Source organism: Microbulbifer sp. THAF38 (assembly GCF_009363535.1).
Lineage (GTDB): Bacteria > Pseudomonadota > Gammaproteobacteria > Pseudomonadales > Cellvibrionaceae > Microbulbifer.
Genome location: NZ_CP045369.1, coordinates 3,640,177 through 3,664,533, shown reverse-complemented (window position 1 = coordinate 3,664,533; position 24,357 = coordinate 3,640,177). Strand labels below are relative to the sequence as shown.

Annotated in this window: 22 protein-coding genes; 17 read left to right on the top strand and 5 right to left on the bottom strand. The window is 51.7% G+C overall.

Going from position 1 to position 24,357, the window contains the following annotated elements; all coding sequences use genetic code 11:
- The first annotated feature begins 171 nt into the window (after nt 1–171).
- Nucleotides 172–819, top strand: coding sequence for a 3'-5' exonuclease (locus FIU95_RS15860; protein WP_152454690.1), 648 nt, complete (start codon nt 172–174; stop codon nt 817–819).
- A gap of 245 nt (nt 820–1,064) precedes the next feature.
- On the opposite strand, the gene FIU95_RS15855 is transcribed toward FIU95_RS15860, so the two are convergent.
- On the bottom strand, nt 1,065–1,346 hold the full coding sequence (locus FIU95_RS15855; RefSeq protein WP_152454689.1) for a peptidylprolyl isomerase: 282 nt from the start codon (nt 1,344–1,346) through the stop codon (nt 1,065–1,067).
- A 195-nt stretch (nt 1,347–1,541) separates the two neighbouring features.
- Here FIU95_RS15855 and FIU95_RS15850 point away from each other — a divergent pair, with 195 nt between their 5' ends.
- The 14 genes from FIU95_RS15850 to FIU95_RS15785 all read left to right on the top strand — a co-directional run bounded on the left by FIU95_RS15850 (nt 1,542) and on the right by FIU95_RS15785 (nt 16,593).
- Nucleotides 1,542–2,117, top strand: coding sequence for an LON peptidase substrate-binding domain-containing protein (locus FIU95_RS15850; protein ID WP_152454688.1), 576 nt, complete (start codon nt 1,542–1,544; stop codon nt 2,115–2,117).
- A 102-nt stretch (nt 2,118–2,219) separates the two neighbouring features.
- Entirely contained in the window at nt 2,220–3,503 is a 1,284-nt protein-coding gene (locus tag FIU95_RS15845) for a glutamate-5-semialdehyde dehydrogenase (protein ID WP_152454687.1), read from the top strand.
- Nucleotides 3,504–3,536: 33 nt separating this feature from the next.
- A complete protein-coding gene (nadD, locus tag FIU95_RS15840) occupies nt 3,537–4,223 on the top strand; it encodes a nicotinate-nucleotide adenylyltransferase (RefSeq protein ID WP_152454686.1) in 687 nt (228 codons plus the stop codon).
- The gene (gene rsfS / locus FIU95_RS15835) at nt 4,223–4,600 is read left to right on the top strand and encodes a ribosome silencing factor (protein WP_172975429.1); all 378 of its coding nucleotides are present in this window, start codon (nt 4,223–4,225) and stop codon (nt 4,598–4,600) included. Before nadD ends, rsfS begins: the two co-directional genes overlap by 1 nt.
- A gap of 5 nt (nt 4,601–4,605) precedes the next feature.
- On the top strand, nt 4,606–5,082 hold the full coding sequence (rlmH, locus tag FIU95_RS15830; RefSeq protein WP_152454685.1) for a 23S rRNA (pseudouridine(1915)-N(3))-methyltransferase RlmH: 477 nt from the start codon (nt 4,606–4,608) through the stop codon (nt 5,080–5,082).
- Between the two features lie 122 nt (nt 5,083–5,204).
- Nucleotides 5,205–7,097, top strand: a complete 1,893-nt coding sequence (gene mrdA / locus FIU95_RS15825; RefSeq protein ID WP_152454684.1) for a penicillin-binding protein 2 — start codon at nt 5,205–5,207, stop codon at nt 7,095–7,097.
- Nucleotides 7,090–8,235 (top strand): rod shape-determining protein RodA, encoded by a 1,146-nt coding sequence (gene rodA / locus FIU95_RS15820; RefSeq protein ID WP_152454683.1) that lies wholly within the window; start codon nt 7,090–7,092, stop codon nt 8,233–8,235. The genes mrdA and rodA overlap by 8 nt, the downstream gene beginning before the upstream one ends.
- A 43-nt stretch (nt 8,236–8,278) precedes the next feature.
- Nucleotides 8,279–9,289, top strand: coding sequence for a lytic murein transglycosylase B (gene mltB, locus FIU95_RS15815; protein ID WP_152454682.1), 1,011 nt, complete (start codon nt 8,279–8,281; stop codon nt 9,287–9,289).
- A 149-nt stretch (nt 9,290–9,438) separates the two neighbouring features.
- Nucleotides 9,439–10,305, top strand: coding sequence for a septal ring lytic transglycosylase RlpA family protein (locus tag FIU95_RS21635; protein WP_152454681.1), 867 nt, complete (start codon nt 9,439–9,441; stop codon nt 10,303–10,305).
- Between the two features lie 366 nt (nt 10,306–10,671).
- Nucleotides 10,672–11,817: a D-alanyl-D-alanine carboxypeptidase family protein gene (locus FIU95_RS15805; protein ID WP_152456418.1), complete on the top strand. Its 1,146-nt coding sequence runs from the start codon at nt 10,672–10,674 to the stop codon at nt 11,815–11,817.
- Between the two features lie 174 nt (nt 11,818–11,991).
- On the top strand, nt 11,992–12,273 hold the full coding sequence (locus tag FIU95_RS15800; RefSeq protein ID WP_152454680.1) for a YbeD family protein: 282 nt from the start codon (nt 11,992–11,994) through the stop codon (nt 12,271–12,273).
- On the top strand, nt 12,273–12,974 hold the full coding sequence (gene lipB, locus FIU95_RS15795; protein ID WP_152454679.1) for a lipoyl(octanoyl) transferase LipB: 702 nt from the start codon (nt 12,273–12,275) through the stop codon (nt 12,972–12,974). The genes FIU95_RS15800 and lipB overlap by 1 nt, the downstream gene beginning before the upstream one ends.
- Nucleotides 12,967–13,950, top strand: coding sequence for a lipoyl synthase (lipA, locus tag FIU95_RS15790; RefSeq protein ID WP_152454678.1), 984 nt, complete (start codon nt 12,967–12,969; stop codon nt 13,948–13,950). The genes lipB and lipA overlap by 8 nt, the downstream gene beginning before the upstream one ends.
- Before the next feature lie 927 nt (nt 13,951–14,877).
- On the top strand, nt 14,878–16,593 hold the full coding sequence (locus tag FIU95_RS15785) for an AMP-binding protein (RefSeq protein WP_172975428.1): 1,716 nt from the start codon (nt 14,878–14,880) through the stop codon (nt 16,591–16,593).
- An 85-nt stretch (nt 16,594–16,678) separates the two neighbouring features.
- Here the strand turns inward: FIU95_RS15785 and FIU95_RS15780 are convergent, their stop codons facing one another.
- The 3 genes from FIU95_RS15780 to FIU95_RS15770 all read right to left on the bottom strand — a co-directional run bounded on the left by FIU95_RS15780 (nt 16,679) and on the right by FIU95_RS15770 (nt 20,187).
- Nucleotides 16,679–16,969 (bottom strand): DUF1540 domain-containing protein, encoded by a 291-nt coding sequence (locus tag FIU95_RS15780; protein WP_152454676.1) that lies wholly within the window; start codon nt 16,967–16,969, stop codon nt 16,679–16,681.
- 214 nt (nt 16,970–17,183) lie between these two features.
- The gene (locus tag FIU95_RS15775) at nt 17,184–17,690 is read right to left on the bottom strand and encodes a GNAT family N-acetyltransferase (RefSeq protein ID WP_152454675.1); all 507 of its coding nucleotides are present in this window, start codon (nt 17,688–17,690) and stop codon (nt 17,184–17,186) included.
- Nucleotides 17,691–17,832: 142 nt separating this feature from the next.
- Nucleotides 17,833–20,187 (bottom strand): autotransporter domain-containing protein, encoded by a 2,355-nt coding sequence (locus tag FIU95_RS15770; RefSeq protein ID WP_152454674.1) that lies wholly within the window; start codon nt 20,185–20,187, stop codon nt 17,833–17,835.
- Between the two features lie 437 nt (nt 20,188–20,624).
- Here FIU95_RS15770 and arfB point away from each other — a divergent pair, with 437 nt between their 5' ends.
- Complete coding sequence (gene arfB, locus FIU95_RS15765; RefSeq protein ID WP_152454673.1) at nt 20,625–21,032, top strand: alternative ribosome rescue aminoacyl-tRNA hydrolase ArfB; 408 nt, start codon at nt 20,625–20,627, stop codon at nt 21,030–21,032.
- Nucleotides 21,033–21,355: 323 nt separating this feature from the next.
- Here arfB and FIU95_RS15760 read toward each other — a convergent pair whose 3' ends face one another.
- Complete coding sequence (locus FIU95_RS15760; protein ID WP_152454672.1) at nt 21,356–21,985, bottom strand: DUF2799 domain-containing protein; 630 nt, start codon at nt 21,983–21,985, stop codon at nt 21,356–21,358.
- 735 nt (nt 21,986–22,720) lie between these two features.
- Between FIU95_RS15760 and FIU95_RS15755 the strand changes: the two genes are divergently transcribed.
- Entirely contained in the window at nt 22,721–24,271 is a 1,551-nt protein-coding gene (locus FIU95_RS15755; protein WP_152454671.1) for a M20/M25/M40 family metallo-hydrolase, read from the top strand.
- Nucleotides 24,272–24,357 lie beyond the last annotated feature (86 nt).

The window sequence follows — 24,357 nt, the reverse complement described above, 5'->3', positions numbered from 1 at the left end:
GCGCTAGAGGGGGGAGGTGGAGTATTGCGGTGAGGCAAGGGGCCTGCAGTTTGAGTCGGAAGTGTTTTTATTAGGCTGCAACACTATTGTCGGCTGCTTGTTTTTTGTGCCGTGGGCTGAAGAAATACATGGCGTTTTAAAGCTATTTTTAAACTCATCTATTGGCAGTTTTTGGATGTTGAGTTTGCAGGCAAGGCTGTATCCTTTTTACTTATAAGTGTGTCGAAAAAATCTTTGCTTCTAATGAAAAGCCAAGTCTCTATTCTGATCGTCGATCTCGAATGCACCTGTAATGATGCACCTGCTATAGCGCGTGAAGAGATGGAAATTATCGAGCTGGGCGCCATTATTGCTAAATTGTCAGGAGACTCATTTCTCATCTTGGATGAAAGGCAGTTTTACGTCAGTCCTTCGATTCATAGCAAATTAACCCCATTTTGTACCGACTTAACTGGGATTCTCCAGGACGAAGTTGATCATGCACCGCCCCTGGCAGAGGTACTGAATTTGTTTAGTGATTGGCTTTCTCTCTATGATTTATCTGCATGGGGAAGCTGGGGAGCATTCGATGCTGAGCAAATACAAATGGAGACCGGTGCCAAGGCGCTGTCTAACCCTTTGGAGTATTTGCCTCATATAAACATCAAAGAGCTATTCTCTCGGAAAAGGGGGCAGCGCGTCGGCCTCAGCAGGGCTCTTCAGCTGGAGAGACTTGAATTTAAAGGTAGGCAGCATTCAGGATTAGATGATAGTCGAAATATCGCCCAGCTTTTGGGGGGCGATGCCATGCTTAGGGAAAGCGTTTTACGCAAGATATAAACGCTGGCCTCGCTTCTGTCAGCCTCCTATTGTGGGCAACCTCCAATTGCGGGAATGATGCAAACAGATGCTCGTATTACTCGGTACTCTTCTGGTATGACAAAGTAGTTTGCAACCACCGGCTGGCAGAAATATAAAAAATCCGGAGCCCTTGGAGGGATTCCGGATTTTTTTTGCCAACCAGTCAGCAATAATCACTGAGCTAACCGGCGCTTGATAGTTTTGGGCTAATTGCGCTTTAGCAATTAATCCTGGCGGCTGGTGATTTCCAGCAGATGGTAGCCAAACTGGGTTTTCACTGGACCGTGTACCTTGTGCAGTTCCTCAGAGAAAACGACCTTGTCGAATTCCGGTACCATCATACCCTTGCTGAACTCGCCCAGGTCACCGCCGGAACGGCCGGAAGGGCACTGGGAGAATTGCTCGGCGATTTTGCCAAAATCGGCGCCATTCTCAATCTGGTCTTTCAATTCCAGGCACTTGTCTTCAGTCTGAACCAAGATATGGCGGGCTGTTGCTTTGGGCATGAATAGTCTCCATTCGTTGATAAACCGCTGCAGCTTAATGGCTGCAAGCCGCTCTTGCCACCGACAATTGTCGGGATACGGGTGAATTTAGGTCTCAGTTTGCCGGATTGGCGTTAAAACGTATCACCAGCCATCTCGGTCAGCCTATTGGCAATGGTATCTTTAGTGTTCAAACACAGCCGACGAGAGAGCGTTTTGCAACAGATTCCCCTTTTTCCCCTAAGTGTGCCTCTATATCCAGGGGTTGCCCTGCCACTACGTATCTTTGAACAGCGCTATCTACATCTGGTCAGCGAATCCCTAAAAAGTGAGAGCGGTTTTGGCGTGGTGTTGATTCGCTCTGGCGGGGAGGTGGGTAATGCCTCTGTTTGGCCCCTGGGGGTCTACGTGCATATTGTCGATTGGAGTCAGGGTGAGGAGGGGCTGCTGCATGTGCAGGTGGTGGGACGGCGGCGTTTCCGCATAAATCATACCGAGCGCGCTGAGGACGGTCTTTTGCTCGGCGATGTGGAGTGGTTGCCAGACAGCTCACCCCGGCCGATACCTGCCGATTGCGATGGCCTGTTGGCAGTGCTGGAGGAGTTAAAGGAGCGCGCTAAGGACCTCTCGCTCAAGTTTGATAATGTCGATTCCGCCGATGCGCTGTCCTGGCAGCTGGCCCAGCTGTTACCTCTTGAAGATAAAGCCAGGGTGGATCTGCTGGGTTTGGAAGATCCGCTAGCGCGTCTCGCCAATATCGCCGAGAACCTGGATCGTTGGAGCCGGGAGTGACCCGACTGTAACAATCCTCCTGCAGCTCCATATTTATGCCGTTTAAACCCCCGGCCGCTGGGGTATACTGCGCGGCCGACCGGATTTCGCACGGAGAGCCAAGTGACCACGACTGCTACCACTGATCAGCAATCCACCCGCGACAAGCTCGAACAAATGGGCCGAGCTGCCCGCGAGGCCTCTCGCGTGATGGCACGCGCCGATACCGAGACCAAGAATCGTGCTCTCAAGGCTATAGCCGCTGAGCTTGAGGCCCAGCGCCTTCAGTTAGCCGAGGCCAATGCGGCTGATATGCAGGCCGGACGCGAGCGCGGTCTGGATGCGGCGCTGCTTGATCGACTGGAACTCAATGATGAGCGCATCGACGGTATGATTGAGGGCCTGTTACAGGTGGCCGATCTGCCGGACCCTGTAGGGGAAATTGAGGATTTATGCTATCGGCCCAGCGGAATTCAGGTGGGCAAAATGCGCGTCCCCCTTGGTGTCGTGGGGATCATTTATGAGTCCCGCCCCAATGTGACTATCGATGCGGCCAGTCTCTGCTTGAAATCCGGTAACGCGACCATCTTGCGTGGCGGCAGTGAGGCACTGAATTCCAATCGGGCTATCGCTGCCTGCATCCGTGCGGGTTTACGTGAAGTGGGCTTGCCGCAAACCGCGGTACAAGTGGTGGATACCAGCGATCGCGCTGCGGTGGGCGCCCTAATCACCATGCCCGACTATGTGGATGTTATTGTGCCGCGTGGTGGCACCGGTTTGATCGAAAGGGTCAGCCGCGAGGCCAGTGTACCGGTGATCAAACACCTGCACGGCGTTTGTCACGTTTATATCGATGATCTTGCTGACGAGCAGAAGGCCTTTGAGATTGCCTTGAATGCCAAGACTCACCGCTATGGCGTTTGCAACGCCATGGAAACGCTATTGGTGGCCGAGGCCATTGCCGAGAGAATGCTGCCGCGCCTGGCCGAGGCTTATACGCTGAAGGGCGTCGAATTGCGTGGATGTGAGCGCACTCGCGAGATACTGCCGCAGATCAACGCCGCCAGTGATGGCGACTGGAGTGAGGAATACCTGGCGCCAATTCTTGCTGTCCGTGTTGTGGCGGATATGGATGGCGCCATGGACCATATCGCCCGCTATGGCTCAGGCCATACCGAGGCCATTGTGACCCAGGACTACAGCCGTAGCCGTCGCTTTCTCGCCGAAGTGGATGCCAGTTCGGTGATCGTCAATGCCTCCACGCGCTTTGCCGACGGGTTTGAATACGGCCTGGGGGCGGAAATTGGTATCAGTACTGATAAAATCCACGCCCGCGGACCGGTGGGGCTTGAGGGGCTCACTTCGCAGAAGTGGATCGTGTTTGGTGACGGGCATATCCGCCGATAATATCCGGGTTCGGCAGCCAACAAAGAGGTAATTTTGGCAACTAAGCGGCAGACCATTGCCTTATTCGGCGGCACTTTCGATCCGGTGCACTTCGGCCACCTGCGTATGGCGTTGGAGCTGCGCCAGGCTCTGGATTTCGATGAAATGCGTCTGCTACCCAGCCACCAGCCCCGTCACCGACAGAGCCCAGGTGTTTCCTCGCGTCAGCGCAGTGAAATGCTGGCATTGGCGCTGGTGGGTTGCGATGAATTGCAGCTGGATGAACGGGAACTGCAGCGTGGCGGTGATACCTATACGGTGGATACTCTCGAAGCACTGCGTGAGGAATTGGGGCCGCAAGTGTCCATCAGTTTCTGTATGGGCACCGATTCCCTGTTGACCCTGCATCGCTGGCATCGCTGGCATCGGCTGCTGGAGTTAGCTCACTTGGTCGTGGTGACCAGACCCGGCTGGCATTTGCCGGAAGTGGGTGAACCGGGTGGTAATGCTGAACTGGCGAAATTACTACAGCAGCATTCCGGCACTGTGGCCGATTTACACAAACACGCTTACGGCCGCCTGGTTTTGCGCGAGCAAACCCTGTTGCCAATTTCCGCCACACAGATTCGCAAGCTGCTGGGCAGCGGCCAATCGCCGCGCTTTTTGCTGCCAGCAGCTGTGTTGCAATATATTGAAGACCATCAACTCTATACAGAATCGGTCACCAGTGGTGACCAGTAATGAATCAAGGTGTTATGACAAATATTAAAGATATCGCGCTGAACGCTCTGGAAGATCTCAAGGGCAAAGACATTGTTGCTTTGGATGTTTCTGAATTCTCCGATGTGATGGACAACCTGGTGATCTGCACCGGTACCTCCAGTCGCCAGGTGAAGTCGCTGGCAGACAATGTGGTCGATGAACTCAAGAAAGAGGGCGTGCGCCCGATCGGTGTTGAGGGCAAAGAACAGGGCGAGTGGGTATTGGTGGATTACGGCGACCTGGTGGTGCACGTAATGCTGGCAGACGTACGGAATTTCTACGACCTGGAAAAACTCTGGTCTATGACACCGAATACCCGCGACGAGGCGGATGGCAGCGATCCCCACCAGGGCTGAGTAGGGTGAAGGTACGTATCCTCGCAGCCGGAGGCAAAATGCCCACTTGGGTACAAGAGGGTTATGCCGAATACGCCAAGCGCCTGCCCCGTGAAATTGCCCTGGAAATGGTGGAGATCCCTCTGGGGCAGCGGGGCCAGAAAAGCTCCGCGGCGCTGATTGAAAAGGCGCGCAAGAAAGAGGGCGAGGCAATGCTCGCCGCCCTTGGTCCGCGTGATCACGTGGTGGCACTGGATGTTAAAGGTAAGCCCTGGAGCACAGAGCAACTTTCCGATCAGCTGCGCGACTGGCAGCTGCTGGGGGAAAATGTCAGCCTGTTGATTGGTGGCCCGGATGGGCTCTCTCCAGACTGCTTGAGCAGGGCACAGCAGCGCTGGTCCCTGTCGCCTTTGACCCTGCCGCACCCTCTGGTGCGTGTCGTTTTGGCTGAGCAAATCTATCGCGCCTGGACACTGCTTGCCGGCCACCCCTATCACAAATAGGACATTTGAGACCAAGTGCGGAGAGATTTGCCAACTGGGATTCTCTCTCCGCGCGCTCGCTGTGGTAATGTAGTCCGAATTAGTCTTTTCCCGCGCCAGTCATAATCGTTTAAAAAACGCCAATGCCCCACGATCATCACCTCAAGGACCCGCACACGGAACAGCGACTGTTTCGCAACCGTATGTTGGTGGCCATTGTAGGCGTGATTGCACTGCTGGGAGTTTTGATTGCGCGTTTTTATAACTTGCAGGTGGTTAATTACGACGACTACCGCACCCAGTCCGATGAGAACCGTATCCAGGTGCGCCCTGTCGCCCCGACTCGCGGACTGATTTACGATCGCAACGGAATTCTGCTGGCCGATAACCGCGCCAGTTACAACCTCTCCATCGTGCGCGAACGGGTGAAGGACCTGGACGCGACCCTCGAATTGATCGGTCACCTGATCCGCCTCGACGACAGCGATGTGGCCAAATTTCGCAAGCGCCTGGGACGCCGCCGTCCGTTTGAGCCGATACCTCTGAGATTTCGCCTGAGTGAAGAGGAAATCGCGCGCATCAGTGTCAACCAGTTCCGTATGCCCGGGGTCTCCGTAGAAGCCGAGTCGGTGCGCTACTACGCCTTGGGGGATCTGTTTGCCCACAGTGTCGGTTATGTGGGGCGTATTAGTGATCGCGACCTGAGCAATTTCACCAAAGAGGACGTGCGCCTCTATCGCGGTACCCGCAGTATCGGCAAGGTGGGGCTGGAACGCTCCTATGAGAAAACCCTGCTCGGTGAAGTGGGTTATGAAAATGTGGAGATCAATGCACGCGGGCGGGTGTTGCGGGTGCTGGAACGCCAGGACCCCAAGCCTGGCTCGAACCTGAGCCTACACCTGGATGCCCATTTGCAGCAGGTGGCCTCTGATGCCTTGGGCGACCAACGCGGTGCGGTTGTCGCGATCGATGTGAATACCGGGGGCGTATTGGCCTTCGTGAGTAAACCCTCCTTCGATCCCAACCTGTTTGTGACCGGGATCAGTTTTGCCAATTATCGCGCCCTCAGCGATTCCCTCGATGTGCCCCTTTTTAACCGCGCCGTGCAGGGCCAATACCCGCCGGGTTCGACTCTGAAGCCGCTGATGGGATTAGGGGGGCTCGAGGCTGGATTGATCACCCGAGATACCAAAATTAAGGATCCGGGATTCTACAAGCTGCCCAATGATCCGCGTCTGTACCGCGACCATGTGCGCTGGGGGCATGGAGAAAAAGTGGATCTGATTCAGGCTATGGCGCAGAGCTGCGACGTCTATTTCTGGGATATGGCCCACCGCTGGCATATCGATGGCATGCACGATATGGCTACCCACTTTGGTTTGGGTTCCAAGACGGGTATCGATCTGCCAATGGAGCGTGCGGGCCTTTTCCCCTCGAGGGACTGGAAGCGCGGTGCGCGAGGTATGCCTTGGTTCCCCGGTGACAGCCTGAATGCGGTTCTGGGGCAAGGTTTTGTATTGGCGACACCACTGCAGCTGGCGGTGATGACTGCCACCATCGCCAACCGCGGCACTCACTATCGCCCACAGATGGTGAAAAGCATCAACGGTGTGGAACAACCCGCGGAAATTTTACATAACCTGGAGGCGCGCCCGGAGAATTGGGACCTGGTCTTTGAGGGAATGGAAGCGGTGGTAAACCACAGAACTGGCACCGGTAAACGTGCCGGCAAGGGGCTGAATTTCCGTGTTGCCGGTAAGTCCGGTACCGCCCAGGTGGTGGGCATTGCCCAGGGGGAGCGCTACGACTCAGAAGCCCTGGCAGAGCGCCATCGGGATCACGCTTTATTTGTCGCTTTTGCGCCTGTGGATGAGCCTCGAATCGCAGTGGCCGTTCTGGTGGAAAACGGTGAGGGCGGCGGCAAAGTGGCGGCGCCGGTGGCTCGTGAAGTATTTGCCGAGTGGGTGCCGCGCCCGGATACCCAGCAGAAGACGGCACAGGAAACCAGATTGTTTGAGGGGGCGGATAATGGCTAGCCGAGATTTTTCCCACCGGCTGTCCGATGCCCACGGTAGCCTTCGAAAACCGGTGAGCTTGGCGCGGCGCCTGCATATCGATGTGCCGCTACTGGTGCTGTTGCTGGTTCTGGCCGCAGTGGGGCTGGGGGTGCTCTACAGTGCCTCTGGCGGCGATATGACTTACGTGCGACGCCAGTCTATTTTTATGTGTCTGGCTTTTACCGGCATGTTTATTGTTGCGCAAATCCCACTGGATTTTTATCGGCGCTGGTCACCCTGGGCTTACCTGGGGGGCTGTGCCCTATTGGTGGGAGTGTTGCTCTTTGGCACCGGCGCCAAGGGCGCTCAGCGGTGGCTGGAGATTGCCGGCTTTCGCTTCCAGCCCTCGGAGGTGATGAAATTGGGGGTGCCGATGATGGTGGCGGCTTTCCTGCATCAGCGCGCCCAGCCGCCATCTCTTGTGACTGTTATAGGGGCTCTGGCCATTGTGGCGATTCCAGCCGCTTTGATTGTGCGCCAGCCAGACTTGGGGACTTCTATCCTGATCGCTGCCTCCGGCCTGTTCGCGCTCTATTTGGCCGGATTGAGCTGGAAAATGATCGGGGCAGCGGCCATGGGCCTGGTGGTTTCCGCCTGGCCAATCTGGCAGTGGGGACTCAGGGACTACCAGCGCCAGCGTATCCTCACGTTACTGAACCCCAACGATGACCGCTTCGGGGCCGGTTGGAATATTTTCAATTCCAAAGCCGCTATCGGTTCCGGGGGTATCTATGGAAAAGGTTATCTGCAGGGCACCCAGTCGCAGCTGGATTTCCTGCCGGAGAGCCATACCGACTTTATTATCGCGGTGCTGGCGGAGGAGTGGGGAATGCGCGGTGTTTTACTGCTGCTTTTGCTCTATGTGTTGGTGATTGCCCGCGGTATCTATATTAGCTTTATGGCGCAACACCTGTTTGGGCGCCTGCTGGCGGGGAGTATAACCCTAACTTTTTTTGTCTATGTGTTTGTAAACATTGGTATGGTTACGGGATTGTTGCCAGTGGTGGGGGTACCCTTGCCAGTAATCAGTTACGGTGGCACCTCACTGATTACCTTGATGGCGGGATTCGGTATTCTCATGGCCGTAGGGACCGAGCGACGCAGGGTGCATTTTTAATGGACATGCGGCGTAAATAAAAAACTGGATGTAGAGACGCGAGATGAAGATAGGAGCGGTGGTTTTGAAGTGGACCTCGGGACTTTTGATTGGAATGGGGCTGGTATTGGCAGCCTGTGCGCAGGAGCCCGGCCACGGCGATAATGCCGGTGCGCAAAAGTTCGTGGAATATATGGTGCAAGAGCATCAATTTGACCGCAAAGAGATGCAGGAATTGATGCGTAATGCCAAGCGCAAGGACTCCATCCTCAAGGCGATCAAGCGCCCCGCGGAAAAGGCCAAGCCCTGGTATGAATATAAAAAGCTTTTCCTGACGCCGCAGAGTATTGCCGGTGGTGTGGATTTTTGGGATAAGAATGCCGAGGCGCTGGCGGAGGCCGAGAAAAAATACGGTGTGCCAGCTGAGATGATCGTTGCGATTATCGGCATTGAAACCCGCTACGGTGGCAACATGGGGGGCTACAGGGTCTTAGATGCGCTCTCCACCCTGGCCTTCAACTATCCTCGTCGCTCTGAATTCTTCACCAAAGAGCTGGAAAATTATCTCCTTCTGACTCGCGAGCAGGGTATGGATCCCCTCGCACTGAAGGGCTCCTATGCGGGCGCCATGGGTTTTGGTCAGTTTATGCCCTCAAGCTATCGCGCCTATGCGGTGGATTTCAGTGAAGATGGCAAGGTGGATATCTGGACAAACACCACCGATGCGATCGGCAGTGTCGCCAACTACCTGGCAAGGCACGGCTGGAAACCTGGCGAACCAACCACCGTGTTGGCCAACCCGCGCCCCAATGCGGATATGACCATTGTCAACGATACCCTGCAGCCCGAATGGACTGTCGGTGAGTTGGCGGAAAAGGGCTTTAATGCGACCAGCCAGGTTGCGCCGGAAATGCCCGCGATCGTTTTCTCCCTGCAGACAGAGCAGGGCAAACAATATTGGCTGGGGCTCAACAACTTCTCCACCATTACCACTTACAACCGCAGCCGCCTCTACGCTATGGCGGTGAATGAGTTGGCCCAGGAAATCGTCAAAGCACGTGGCGGAAAAAGCTAACTAATACACGAATAATCCCCGAGAAAATTTGCCAGAATTGGGGAACTAATGGCGGTAGTCGTAATCGAAATTTTTCTGTTTCACTGAGCAGTCATAGATAACAGCGGCTGGGAGACGGCAGCCTGAAGCTGCCGCGCGCCGGGGGGATTATGTTTCAGCGCAATATACGGCGAGTCTTTTTACTCGCCGCTTTGTTTTTGGTCGCTTGTGGCGGCCCGCAAATCAAACCAGCCAAACAGGGCGAACGAGACTTTGACAAGGTCAAAGATAGCGGCCCGGCTAAACCGGTGAATATGCTTGCCACACCGGAACCCACACCAGTGCGTGAGCCAATTGGACCGGCCGGGAATAAAACCCCCTACAAGGTCAACGGTGTTACCTATCACGTGCGTAATGCGGTCAAAGGCTATAAAGAGCGTGGCAAGGCTTCCTGGTACGGCACCAAGTTTCATGGTCGGCGCACTGCCAATGGCGAAATATATAATATGTACGCCATGTCCGCGGCTCACAAAACTCTACCCTTACCCAGTTACGCCAAGGTGACCAACCTGGATAATGGGCGCAGTATTATTGTGCGAATCAATGACCGCGGCCCCTTTGTCCACGGTCGAATTATTGACTTGAGCTATACCGCCGCTCAGAAGTTGGGCTATGTGAATAAGGGCGTTGCCCGTGTCGAAGTTGAGGCGCTGGACCCCAACACTCTGCCGCCCGTCACTGAAACTCTTTTGGCCGGCGATGTAAATGGAGGCCTGCCGCAGGACGCAAGCATCCGACTGCCGGAAAATACTTTCCTGCAGGTGGGGGCTTACAGTAACCCAGCCCAAGCTGAGAAAGTTCGAGCTCGCTTGGCGGCAGCAATTGACTATCCTGTTTCTGTCAGTCCGGTTGAGCGCAGTGGCAAGCAGTTTTACCGGGTGCGTATAGGGCCGATTTCCCAGCAGCGAGCCCTAGCCAATGCCCGGGAAGCGGTGCAGGAGAATCAACTGGGAGACCCCCAGATAGTGTATGAGTAAGGTCTTGCTCCAAAAACGAGCGGGCTGAGCGGTGAATATTCAAGCTTGTAGAGATGTACTATTTATACATGTTATACAGGCTGTCGGAAGTTATTACAGGTTATTGAAAGGCCTTATGCAACCAGTCTTAAATTGTAGATGTAGTGCAGGGCCTTTACCCGGTGGTAAGTGACCACTACTGAAATCAACGGTCACAGGAATGGCCGTTCACAAAATACTGCGCATTGGCGCGAGTTTTCTTGTATTTTGTATGTATTACTGGCTCGCGGCATTTGGTGACAAACCTTTACCGTGAATTAATCGCTTAAAATAAGTAATGGGTTAACAGCCAGCCAACGAACACGAGGATTAATGAGACTCTCACCTATGATCACACGGATTATCGCCTGCTCTTTTTTGTTGCTTTGTGCGGGCCTGGCCCAGGCGCAATCACTCATTCCGGCTCCGCCTCAGCTGGCAGCCACCTCATACCTGCTTGTGGATGCCAATACCGGCCAGGTGTTGGTAGAACACGAGGCTGATAAAGAGGTCCCACCCGCCAGTCTGACCAAAATGATGACGGCCTATATTGTCTCGGAGGAGATGATCAAAGGCAGTATCAAAGAAGACGACAAGGTGCGTATCTCTGAGAAAGCCTGGCGCAAGGGCGGCTCGAAGATGTTCGTTAAGGTCGGTGATCAGGTTCCGGTAATGGACCTGATGCGTGGCGTGATTATCCAGTCCGGCAACGACGCCAGTATCGCCCTCGCTGAGCATGTCTCTGGAAGTGAAGAAGTTTTCGCCGAGGTGATGAACCAGCAGGCTGAGCTTCTGGGTATGGAAAATACGAACTTCGTCAATGCCACCGGTTGGCCGGCAGAAGGGCATATGACTACTGCCCGCGATTTGAGTATTTTGGCGCGTGCTCTGATCACCAACCACCCCGAGCACTACGATATCTACTCTGAGAAGTATTTCAGCTACTCCGGTATCAACCAGCCCAACCGCAATCGTCTTCTGTGGCGTGATTCCGCCGTGGACGGTATCAAAACTGGCCATACCGAAGAGGCCGGCTATTGCCTGGTAGCCTCTGCAATGAAACGTGGCATGCGCCTGATTGCCATTGTGGTAGGCACCGATAGCGATGAAAAGCGCGCCTCCGAAACTCAGAAGTTGCTGGCCTACGGCTTCCGCTACTACCAGACTCATAAGGTATATGGTCAGGGTGAAGTGTTGCAGAGCGAGCGTGTCTGGGGCGGTAAAGAGCCCAGCGTCGGCATCGCGGTTGAGAAGGATATCTTTGTCACTATCCCCCGCGGTGGTGAAGAGGGTATCAAGGCGGATCTGATCGTAGACGGTGAGCTGGAAGCTCCGGTCGAGAAAGGCCAGCCAGTTGGTAAGGTCGTTGTGACTCTCGATGGCGAGACGGTTGCCGATGTGAAAGCAGTCGCTGCGGAAGAGGTTGATCGCGCCGGTTTCTTTAAGCGTATATGGGACTCCATCAAGCGCTTTGTCATGGGCTTTTTCAATTAAATTTGCTCAATTGACTGGCTAGGGGTGGCAAGATTGCCTCCCTGGCCGGCTCGCCCGCATCTCTGACCAGTTCCTCCGCCATTCCCTGTCCACTGCTCTGCGCTCGCTGTATAATCGCCGCCCGGCTGCACCTAAGCTTTTCTCTATGTCTATAGGCCGGTCCCGGAGAGTGGTATGAGTCAAGATCCCAATCAGAATCCCCCGAAGATAGAATTCCCTTGCGAAGACTACATGGTCAAAGTAGTGCGTGACGCTAATGAAGAAGCGCACCAGTTCGTGCTGGAAGTCATGCGCCGCCATGCCCCAGGCCTTGATGAAGAGCGCATTACCCTACGTGATAGCAGCACGGGGAAGTTTACTTCTATGACTTTCTTTATCCTCGCTACCGGTGAGGATCAGCTCAAAGCCCTCTTTGAAGAGCTGAAAGTGCATCCTGCGGTACATATGGTGCTTTGATGGCCATTGTTCGCAACCTTGGCCGGCGGGATTACGAGACTGTCTGGCGCGCCATGTCTCGATATACCGACCTTCGCGATGAAAACAGCGCGGATGAAATTTGGTGTGTGGAGCATCAACCGGTATTTACCCAGGGGCAGGCCGGCAAGGCGGAGCACCTGTTAAATACCGGCGATATTCCGGTGGTACAGGTAGACCGCGGTGGCCAGGTGACCTATCACGGCCCCGGTCAGCTGGTTGTCTACCCACTGTTGGATTTGCGCCGCGCCAAAATTGGCGTACGCGATTTGGTGACTGCCCTGGAAAAGGCCACCGTAGCGATGCTGGCCACCTTTGGGATTGCGGCCGCCCCCCGCGCTGATGCGCCAGGGGTTTATCTGCTAGAAGGGCCGCGCAGTGGCAACAAAATTGCCTCCATAGGGCTGCGTGTACGCCGTGGCTGTAGTTTCCATGGTATTGCCATCAATATCGATATGGACCTGGCCCCTTTCCTTCGAATCAACCCCTGTGGTTATGCCGGCATGCAAATGGTGCAAATGGCCGAGTTGTTGCCGCAGGTCCCTACCTGGAAACAGGTAGCTGAGAATTTTGTGCGTGAGTTACTGTGCACTTTGGAGCTGCCCCCAGCGGAGTGGCAGCCGTTAGAAGAAAACGTATTGGCGCAACTGAGCGCGGAACAGCAGGAATTGAGTAATGGCTGATAAACCCGATCTGGTGCCGGTAAAGCGCACCCGCCGCCTCCAGCAGGGGGAAAAACTGCGTGATGGCGATAAAGTAGAGCGTATTCCGGTCAAGGTCATTGCCAGTGATACTGTGCTGCGTAAACCAGATTGGATCCGGGTAAAAGTGCCTGCCTCTAAAGAAGTGGATCGTATCAAGAGTATTCTGCGCTCTCAAAAGCTCTCGACGGTATGTGAAGAAGCCAGTTGTCCGAACTTGGGCGAGTGCTTTAGTGGCGGTACCGCCACCTTTATGATCATGGGGGAAATCTGCACCCGCCGCTGCCCCTTCTGCGATGTTGGCCACGGTAAGCCCAACCCTCTGGACCCGGAAGAGCCTAAGAATCTGGCGGAAGCCATTGCCGCGATGAGTCTGCGCTATGTGGTCATTACTTCGGTAGATCGAGATGACCTGCGTGATGGCGGAGCCCAGCATTTTGCCGAGTGTATTCGCGAAGCACGGGATCTCTCCCCGAACTTACAAGTGGAAATCCTCACCCCGGATTTCCGCGGACGAATGGATATCGCTCTGGATATCCTTGAAAAGCAGGCACCGGATGTATTCAACCATAATTTGGAAACTGTGCCACGCTTGTACCGCGAGTCCCGCCCAGGTGCCAATTACAAGTGGTCTCTAAAACTGCTACAGGAATACAAAAAACGTCGCCCGGATGTACTGACCAAATCTGGTTTGATGGTGGGCTTGGGTGAGGAGAAGGAAGAAATTTTCCAGGTAATGGACGATATGCGCGAGCACGATATTGATATGCTCACCATTGGCCAGTATCTACAGCCGAGTAAGGAACATTTGCCTGTGCAGCGCTATGTTCACCCCGATGAGTTTGATGAATACCGCCGCTACGCCGAGCAAATCGGCTTTAAGCACGCCGCTTGCGGCCCGCTGGTGCGTTCCTCTTACCATGCGGATAAGCAGGCTCACGGAGAGAAGGTGAGTTAAAGTTGAATTAAGGGGGACCGCAGTGCGCTTCCCCTTTTTAATAATTTTATATATCTAATTTAGTTTCCCCTCACTTTTATCTTTTCAATTCCGCCGTATATATTTTTTCAATATATTGAAGGCTTCGGCAGTTACTTCCAGCTCAAAAAAATTTTTTTGATTGTTGTGGAATTATTCACTCGCGATACCCTATTTATTTTCAGTGGAAAAAGGTAAAGATCCGCAGTGCTGGTGATGCGTGTTGGAGGCATTCGCCCATCTTTTTAAGCCGTACCCCTATCTCAAGCAACCATGCAGGTTAATTGGTTTTCCGCATTTTTTACTATTTTTTTAAGTATAAATCTTTAGGTTCAGTTAAAGGCTGAGAAAAGGCTTTGCCCTAATCTGGAACGATACACTGGGTTTGCGGATAGAGGCTTGTTGAAATGTTTAGGCAGTATTGAGGTAATTTTTTATTTAGAGCGAGTGTATATGGATAAAACACTTCACTTTTTAGGGCAGAGGTAGATAGCAGAACCCTAAGCTCACTCTTATTTTGCGTATACCTTTAAATCAAGGATTTGTAGATACTTTTTTACCTAATCTTTTAAAAAGGCGGACCAATATAACCTTCCCAGCGATTAGACTATATAGTCTACACTCTTGTGTGGGTGGTATACCTTACTTTGGCGTCTGGGAATTGCACTGGAAGGACATATTCAGTAACTTTAGGCCAAATAATTACGATAAGCCGGGATTGGCCCTCATTTCTGTAGCAGTTCTCACTCAAAGAAAGGGGCTGGTCAGAGCGCACTAAAAAGGTGATTCATTTTTGCGGTCTAATGAGCCGGTTATCTGGTATTAAGCTGTTGCGAGTACCTGAGTACAGGTTCCTGCAGTGCTGGTCAGTATCAAACCACTATAAACACAATAATGAGAGAGAAAGCGATGACCCCGGAAGAGCGATACGAGAAGGTTAAGGGCCTGCAGCCTTTAGAGCTTCTCTATAAGAGAGAGGCAGAAGAGCCAGAGACGGTATTTCTTCGACAGATGCAGCGTCGTCAGTGGCAGGACTATACTTGGCGTGAAGTAATGGATAGGGCCAGGCGTATCGCCGGCTACCTGCGCAGCCGTTTCGAACCCGGTGATCGCATTGCTATTCACGGTAAGAACTGTGCCGACTGGATTATTGTCGATGTGGGTATCATGCTCGCCGGTATGGTCAGCGTGCCCTTGTATCCGGGGCAATCCGCCTCCTCTATGTCTTATGTTTTGCAGCACTCCGAATCGAAATTGCTATTTTGTGGGGCGACCGATAACAACGCCGCCCTACAGGAGGTTGCGGACACCCTACCTTCTGTGGCAATACAGCGCTGTGAAATACATTGTAATGAAGAACTCGAAGCTGTTATTGCTTCTAATGAGCGTTATGAAGAGAGTCCTGTTTTTGCTGAGGATGACCTCTTCACTATCATGTACACCTCTGGCACTACCGGTAACCCCAAGGGTGTGATGCACACCTGGTCATCTGTGGTGTTTGTTGTGCCTAATATGATCCGCGGTTATGGCTTCAATGAGAGCGACCGTGTGCTCTCCTATTTACCCTTGGCCCATGCCGCCGAGCGAATTTTGGTGGAATTCCACTGTCTCTACTCGGGTACGCCAGTCCACTTTCCCGAATCCTTGGATACCTTCCTGGAAGACTTGCAGCGTACCAAGCCGACTATGTTCTTCTCGGTTCCTAGGCTGTGGACCAAGTTTAAGGAGGGAATCGATGAGAAGATTCCGCCTGCGCTGCAAAACGTATTACTGCGCATCCCTGGCTTGAATAGCTGGTTGAAAAATAAGGTGCGTGCCGGGCTCGGATTGGATCAAGCGCGAATGCTGGTAAGTGGGGCCTCGCCAATTTCTATCGAGTTGCTGCGCTGGTATGAGCGCATGGGTATGCAGATAGCCGATGGCTACGGGATGACAGAGAACTTTATCTATGGCTGCTTTGTTATGCCAGGTGAGGATCCGGTACCGGGCACTGTAGGCAAGCCATATCACGGTTGCGAGGTAAAAATTTCTGATGAGGGTGAAATTCTTTTCAAGAGTGGCTCTCTGATGAAAGGCTACTATTTAGAGCCGGAGAAAACCGCTGAAGCTATTCGTGATGGTTATTACCACACAGGGGATTCAGGTTTTATCGATGAGAAGGGGCTGCTTCATATTACCGGTCGCATCTCAGAAACCTTTAAAACCAGTAAAGGCAAGTTTATCCAGCCCAGCTTGTTGGAGGGACATTTTGGTAATGAAACCCTTCTGGCACAACTTTGTGTGTTGGGGCATGGTATGGATCAACCGGTGATGTTGGCAACCCTGTCAGAGTCTGCGGAAAAGCTGCCGAGAGCTGACGTCAATGAACAGCTTCGGCGTGTGCTCGAATCAGTGAATGAACGCCTACCACACCATGAGCGAATTCGTGCAATCTTTATCTGTAAAGAGGAATGGACCCCTCTCAATGAGTTCCTGACTCCGACACTTAAAATTAAGCGAAAAGTACTGGAATCCTATTATCAGCCGTTGTTTAAGCAACATGCTGATACCCAGGGGGTAGTTTGGGAATCTCGAGATACTTTAACTCCACAAAAAACTCAGCCGGATTTGCAGGCGGTGGATTAAGGCGGCTTAATTTCTAAATAAAAAAGCCCGATAGCAAGCTGCTATCGGGCTTTTTTATTAGGGCTTACTATTTAAAGTAGTCAGCTCAGTGGGTGTAGCTCAGGCAATTTGTTGAGTTGCCATTGCGTCCGACCTCTATGCGATCTGCGGAGCACTCGAAGTCATCATTAAACTTGCAGTCTTCCATCTTGCAGGCGCCAACACCGGCGGTGCGGGAACTACGGGTGTGTCTGGAATTAGTGAAGAAAGTGTCACAATCCGGGTCCGCGCCTTCACCAATAGTAATAGCTCTGGCATGGCAGGCGTCGTTGGCATTGTATGCGCATTGAGTTGCGGCACATCTGCTCACTTCAGGCATATCTGTCGCGATAATCATGGCTGTCTTCTCTTGGTTAGTCAGTTGGAGACTAGTCCAGCCCCATCCTCTGTCAATGAGAAACCATAGATTTTATAAGGTATTTAGCATTGCTAATTAACCAGTATGGTGGCGAATAATACTAGCGCTTACTGTTGTTAGTGTGGTGGATGGTTTCAATTACCCTCGAATCTATAAAAAAGATTTTTTATAGGTTTTGCGAATTACTGATATCTCATGCCTCCCAGGTCATCAATAGCAACTCAATGGTTTCGCCAGGCAAAGTAATTCTTCCCTCCGCTTTTAAGCCTATTTTTTCCAGAAGTTTCACAGAGGCAGTATTATCGGGGCGCGCTATAGCTACGATGCGTTTCAGTGCCAGTTGCTCGCGGGCATAATCTATAATCGCTTGGGCGGCTTCCTGTGCATAACCCCTTCCCCGATACTCCGGCAGAAAAGCAAAGCCAATATCCACGTCTTCGAGTCCTTCCCGTTTGATCAGTCCACAGGTGCCAACTCCGGTGCCGTCTGGAAGTGAGACTTTATAGAGGCCGAATTGATGCTCTTGATACATCGCCATAGGGCCACTTTGGATATATTGGCGTGCTTGCTTCAGGTTGCGGACTCTTCGATCGTCGATATTTCGTAAAAAATCGGCATCATTCAGAAGTTGAAGGATAAATTCAGCATCGGACTCACGGAGTTCACGCAGTATTAAATTAGGCGTATTTAGTTGGAACATGAATTTGGTCGTGCAGAGAGATCCTAAGGCGTTTATTTTGCCTATGGAAGCTATGTTTGGCGAGGGTACTGGGAAGGGGCAGGGACGGGTATCTAGAAAGTTGTGCCCCCTTGCGGGGGCACGCTGTGAAGCACTAGCCGGATTAGAAGCGGTAGGTCACATTGACAGATGCTTGCTCAGCCGCTGGGCGTGAGGTCACATTGGCACTCAGAGCGAGAGAATCAGCCGCTTGCCAGCGAATACCGGCGATGAGGCCCATGCCGTCATCGAAGAGGCCCTGATCGACGCTGGAGTAGCTAGGCATAGCATTCATGTTACCTGCCATGGACTTAACGCCAACCTCAAGGGTGTCCTCATCAGTTCCGTTGGTATCTTCATACCAAATCTGAGCGTAAGCATTGACGGTGTTCCAACTCTTATTGGCGAAGGCACCAAAGCGGAGTGTATTGTAGTCGCGCTCCTGGTCGCCATAGTTCATACCCAGAGGGTCGTACTCATTGCTTTGGGTATCGGTGTAAGTAAAGCCTTCAATAGCCTTCTCGGTATAACCGTCAACTTCCATGGTAGCTCGGGTGACTCCAATGAAGGGACCAAGCTGGTAGCTGGATTCACTGAACAGGTTGGCACCAACAGTCAGGCTCAGAGTAGTGTTCTCACCGGTGGTATCCCCTTCCAGCTCGGAAGCAAAACTGTTGCCGAGGGTCAGAGCGCGGTTTGCTTGGTCAAAGTCTACATCGGTCAGAGTCATGCTACCTTCCACGAAGAAGACATCGTGATGGAAGCGGCCAAACAGGCTGTAGTTGGTGGATGTGGACTCGATATCGGAACGGGCATTATCCACATCGATGTCGGAGCGGCTAACCGCGAAGCCCAGCTCCAGGTTGTTACGCAGGGCGTAGGTCATACCGATCAGATTGGCATTGCTATCGCCGCTCATATCCGCAGCAAAGCTGTTGTCGTAGTCAATATCACCGAAAACGCTGCCAGCGAAGACCGCAGTTTGAGCCTGGCTGTAGCGGACACCAACCAGATTTTCATCCAACGTGTTGATATGAGTGCGGGCAGCTTGGGCGCCAATGTCCGGAAGCTGGCCGGCCACTTGGGCGGCATTCACAATAGCGGTGTAGTAGTCGGCGAGAACCTGCTGGCCAACCTGGGTGGGGTGTACGGTATCGTTGAAGATCAGCTTGGAAGCGTCGGCAGTGTCCTGGCTAATACCGTAGACAGGATGCTCGATGCATTCACCGCCACTGCCGTCATAGCAGAATTGGCTTTGATCGAATTCGGCAGACAGGCCCAGTTGACCGGCGTTGTTCAGAGCGACTTTAAGCAGGCCAGCCTGGTCCACCATCAGCACGCCGTCGATATCTTTAGCTTGGGCTAGCAGGCTGGCGTTAAAGGCTTCAGAGGCTTTGCTGGCCTCTATAAGCACTTCATCAATAGCGGCAGGCAAAGCTGCATCAGCTTGCTCTTGGGTCATTTGGCCCGCAGCAACTGCTTGAGTCAACTCAGCGTTAACTTTCTCATAAACGCCTGCATATATAGCTGGAGTTTTGCTGATATCTGGAACATTAGATACCAATATATAGTTGGCACCGGCACCAGAGAGTGCGCTAGCTGCCGTTGCCATCATTGCAGAGGCGACGCCAATTTCTGCAGTGGCCTCTTCCATGGTCATATCACCAGAAGAGACTTTCTTGAAGCCTGTGAGCAGATCGTTGCCACCACCATTTACCCAGTAAAGGGCGTTTGTATCTGCGCTAATCCTAGTTTCTAAGTAACCTTTACCCAGTGGGTGAGGGTTACCAAAAGTGCCTAACTCCTGCAGAGCTTGATCAGCCTCAACTTTGGCATCTTCTGCTTGTTGTTGATATCCGGCAGCGGCGGCCAAATCACCTTGTGCGAATGCAGCTTTTGCCATAGCCGCATAGGTTCCAGCTTCAGTGAGCTTCTGCTTTAGCAGACCAGCTAATTGTTGGTCTGGATAGATTGGGCTGCCATCAGTACCTGCCTTCGGCATAAAGGCACTGAGAAGATTATGTCGATTGACATCAGCGTCCAAGCCATTTGCCTGAAGGTAAGTCATGTAGCTCTCGGTACCGATAATATTCATCAGTACATCTGCAGCCTTATGGCCACCAACGGCCCATACGCTTCCCGCGTTGCTGGTTCCACTCAAAACCTGTAGAGAAACATCTGCTTCAAGCTCGGCGGGGTCAGTCATCAGTGCAGGGTCAATACTGGGAAGGCAAAGAGAGGATTGCATACCAGCACAGGATGCTGCTAAAGAGCTCAGCCCCAAATTCTGAGACAGGATATTAATAGCGATATCGTTCGCATCGCCACCATTAGTGAATACATCGTAGTTGCCTACGTCAGTGAGGCTGTCACCAAAAGCAATAACCTGGCTGAAGGCTGATTCTTCTGCAATTGCAGAAACGCTGGTGAGGGATGCAAGTGCAATAGCCGCCGCAAGGCTGCGCTTGGCGTTGGGCATGGTTTTCTCCTAGTCGCGGTAATCGCACACCCGCGGAAACATCGGGAGGAATCCAGAGGAAACAACTGGGCGTGCATCTTTTATTGTTTTTTGTTCCTGTACCTCAAGGAAGCTCGGCAATACTAGCGGATTGACCCGAACAATAAAATAAGTCACGGGTTAAGTGGCTGGCTGCTTGGTCACCTCTTTCATGAGGTGGCCTTGAGGCACGCTACAAAGTGGCGCAATAGTACTGAATGATTGTTTTTAGGTAAATGCGCTACAGCTTTTTAATCGCTCGCTGCATGGTGCGATTTATTTTGAGGAAGGGCAAGTGTTTTCACCTGAGTGACAGGTACCCGAGTACCGCAAGGTATTTCTCCCCAATGAATCGGGAGTTCCGGTAAAATATGGGTATTCTCCCTGGTAGATATGGACTCAATCTTGGATCTGAAAATATGTTAAATGCCCGGTTAAAGGTCGATCCGGCTGATGTGCAGATCAGTGCTGTCCGTGCTCAGGGGGCGGGAGGCCAGAATGTAAATAAGGTCTCCAGTGCGATTCACTTGCGCTTTGACATCAAAAAATCCTCACTTCCAGAGGAAATAAAATCCCGGCTATTACAGTTGCGGGACCAAAGAGTTTCTGCCGATGGCATTGTGATTATTAAGGCGCAGCGTTTTCGCACCCAAGAGAAGAATCGAACGGATGCCCTGGAGCGCCTGCAACAGTTGATTGAACAGGCATCTAGGGTGCATAAGCCGCGCATAGCAACGAAACCCAGCCGGGGAGCAAAGGAGCGGCGTCTGCAAAGCAAAAGTCGCCGCTCGCAAGTAAAAGCTATGCGAGGAAAGATCAAGGATTAAATCGGAAGAGGGTTTTTTAGGTAACTTTTCTATAGTAATTTTTGTATAGCGAGTCTGGGCAATTGAAGACAATTACCCATCGATAGCTTGTCGTCGCTAGGAGCCGGTATTAACTTGTGATGTACAAAAGTACTCTTACTAGCGTAGTAAATTCGTAAATAAATTATGTAAGGCTACACATCCAAAATTTGTAGAAGAGGAAAAGAGAGTAAATCGCGCACTCAAAACCCTATGATACTTGCTTGGCATCTATTACAGGTGGCCAGGAAATATTCGCAATGTAATTGGATGCCAGATTATTCTGCCCAGTTAAATGCAGTTTTTTATTGAGGGTAGGGGGATCTAGCTAGCAAATTTTGGTATTCCATACGCCTTTGCGCCAGCTCGAACCTCAGGTCGTCAATCTCCAGTCCTAATTCCGTGTGGCGTACTTTAAAGCGCGCAATGTCGGCTAGCATTGAAACTCGCTCATCTCGTGTAGCCTCATCTCCCACCAGCAGGGTACCTAATTCAGTCAGATCATCTAATAGATGCTCGCGCTCAAGCTCCCGATCGTGGATAGCTGCCTCTATTTCCTCTACTGCACTTTTGGCAACAAAAAGGTCCCGGCCGGTTTCATAACCCTTTAAGAAGAGTCCTTCCAGGCCTGCTGGGCAGACGCCGGCGTAGTTTTCCCCTGAGCGCCCCTCAGAAAAGCCGCGCAGTTCTGTGCAAAATAGCTCCAGGCCCTCATCCCGACCAATACGGTAGGTGCTGGTATTGAGCTGAACACCATACTTAGCGCAAGATTCCCGCCGCTTACCCATGTGACTGAGTGCTCTTCCTTCGGCCCCATCTTCATAACCTAGTGCCTGCCAGTCAGCTACATGACACTCATCTTCACTCATGGTGGCGCATCCAGCGCTCAAGAGGATAAAGGTGATTAGAGAGAGGGTTCCAAATCTTAGCTTCACTGCTACTTCCTGTGATTGGGAGAAAAGGGCAGTTTACAGGAATCAACCTGACTGCGAGCTGAAGAAAACCAATAAGAGGCCAATCTGCATCAGTTGGAGTCATTAATTCGCTTAATGGTCGTTCGGCACCTAGATCTCATCGGCATGGCGTAACAACACTGTGAGTATCTACAACTGAGAACAGAACAAATTATGCGGTGATCGCTTTTTATGCAAAGGTAAAGGGGGGTACTCAGGAGGATAAACAAGGTTTACTAATCTAACTATATTTATTATGGCTGTCAAGGGAGAGTCTTTCCTAATATCTCCTTATTGGATTTCATTTTTCTTAGATTTTCTCTTTATATATTTCCAATAGCAATACTTGCCTATCCAGTGTTTTTTAAGTTCTCTTAAGTCTTAAAAATTATTATTTGTTTTTTTGGGAATGGTGCTAAATTGTTCAAGTACCATTCGTTGGTTGGTACTGGTTTTTTGATTTTTTTTGAGTTTTTATATCTGTTAATCACTGCGCTTTCCAAAATTTAAATAATAAAAATAAATCCATATGTCTTGCAGTATATCCTCTTGAGTCAGGTTGCGTCTTTAAAGTCAGTTTTTGTGGGTTTTTTAAATATTGCCGGTATTTAATCTTGCAGTTTGTGCAAGGATTTTGCATGAGTCTTTGATGTCTTCCTGTATTTCTTGGGGAATTGCCGGCTTGCGCAGGGAGAATCAATCAATGTGGAGAAGATAATGAAAAAAATGATTTGTACATCGCTACTAGGGTTGCTGGTTGTGCCCGTTACAACCTTGGCGCAGGAGTTATGGATAACGATCGGCAGCGATGGTTATCAATCCTTGAAAAAAAACAGTGCGTTAATGGCTAAAGAGGCTCTAGATGCACAAGGAGAGCGCAATGGTATAACCATACTGAAGGTAAATGAAGATAATTTATCCGATATTTCTACAATAATGCATAACAGTCACAATCGTTGTGGTGGCTTTATGGTGCATGATTCTTTAGAGGAGGCGCAAAATGCGCAGCTTTCCCCACTGGCTAATACTGTGTCGAGTATTGTCAGCTACACCATTGATAATGCGGATGTTGTGAATGCCCTGCAGGCAGAAATCTCTGAAGCAAATATTCGCACGACAATTACCAGCCTTTCCAACTTTACCAATCGCTATTACACCACTTCTACAGGAGTCGATGCGGCTGAGTGGATCCGGGACAAATGGCAGGCCTTGACGAGCTCTCGCAGCGATGCTTCGGTGCAGCTCTATAGCCATAGCTGGGCACAGCCTTCCGTTATTCTCACGATTCAGGGGCAAACAAACCCCGACGAAATCGTGGTGCTGGGAGCACACCTGGATTCCACCGTTGGCTGGAGTACAGGAGAGGGCACCAGGGCGCCGGGTGCTGATGATGATGCTTCGGGTATCGCGACCCTGACCGATGTGGTGAATGCCATTGTGGCAACAGGCTATAAACCGGCGAAAACCCTGGCATTTATGGGGTATGCGGCCGAAGAAGTCGGCCTGCGTGGCTCTGATGATATTGCTTCGGACTATAAGAGCCAGAATAAAAATGTGGTTGGCGTTATGCAGTTAGATATGACCAACTATTACGGCTCCAATAGTGACATCTATATTATTGGTGATTACACAAACAGTTCACAGAATGCTTTCCTGAAAGATCTGGTGCAGACTTACCAGGGTAACCTCAGTGTTGGCACGACTACTTGTGGCTATGCCTGTTCCGATCATGCCTCATGGCATGACCAGGGCTTTGCGGCTTCCTTCCCTTTTGAGGCCAGTTTTAATGGTTCTAATCCCTACATCCATACTATCAACGACACCCTGGCCAATAGCGGCGGCGATGCCAACCATGCCGTGAAGTTTGGCAAGCTGGCGGCAGCTTATGTGGCAGAGTTAGCCAAGGGAGCGATTGGTGATGATCCCGGCCCTGATCCAGACCCAGATCCCGATCCCGGCCAGGAGCAAACTGAAAGTTTCTCCGGTAGCGTATCGAGAGGAGGTGAAGAGCATTACGGGCCGTTTAGCGTAACACCCGGCACCAGCTTTGTGGCGGATATGACCGGTACATATGACGCAGATTTATATGTGCGATTTGGGGCTGCTCCAACCTGGCGTTACTATGACTGTCGGCCCTACGACAATGGTTCTGCTGAAAATTGCACGTTACAAGTGCCAACTGGTGATAGCGAGGCTTATATCATGGTCCGCGGATACAGCCGGCAGACTTCTAGTTTTGAGTTGGATGTCACCTATACCCCACAATAATCAACGAGCGCCCGGGGTAAACCTCACCCTGGGCACTTTAATTCCATTCTTGATTTTACTTATAGTCTGAGAAATGGCATACCTGG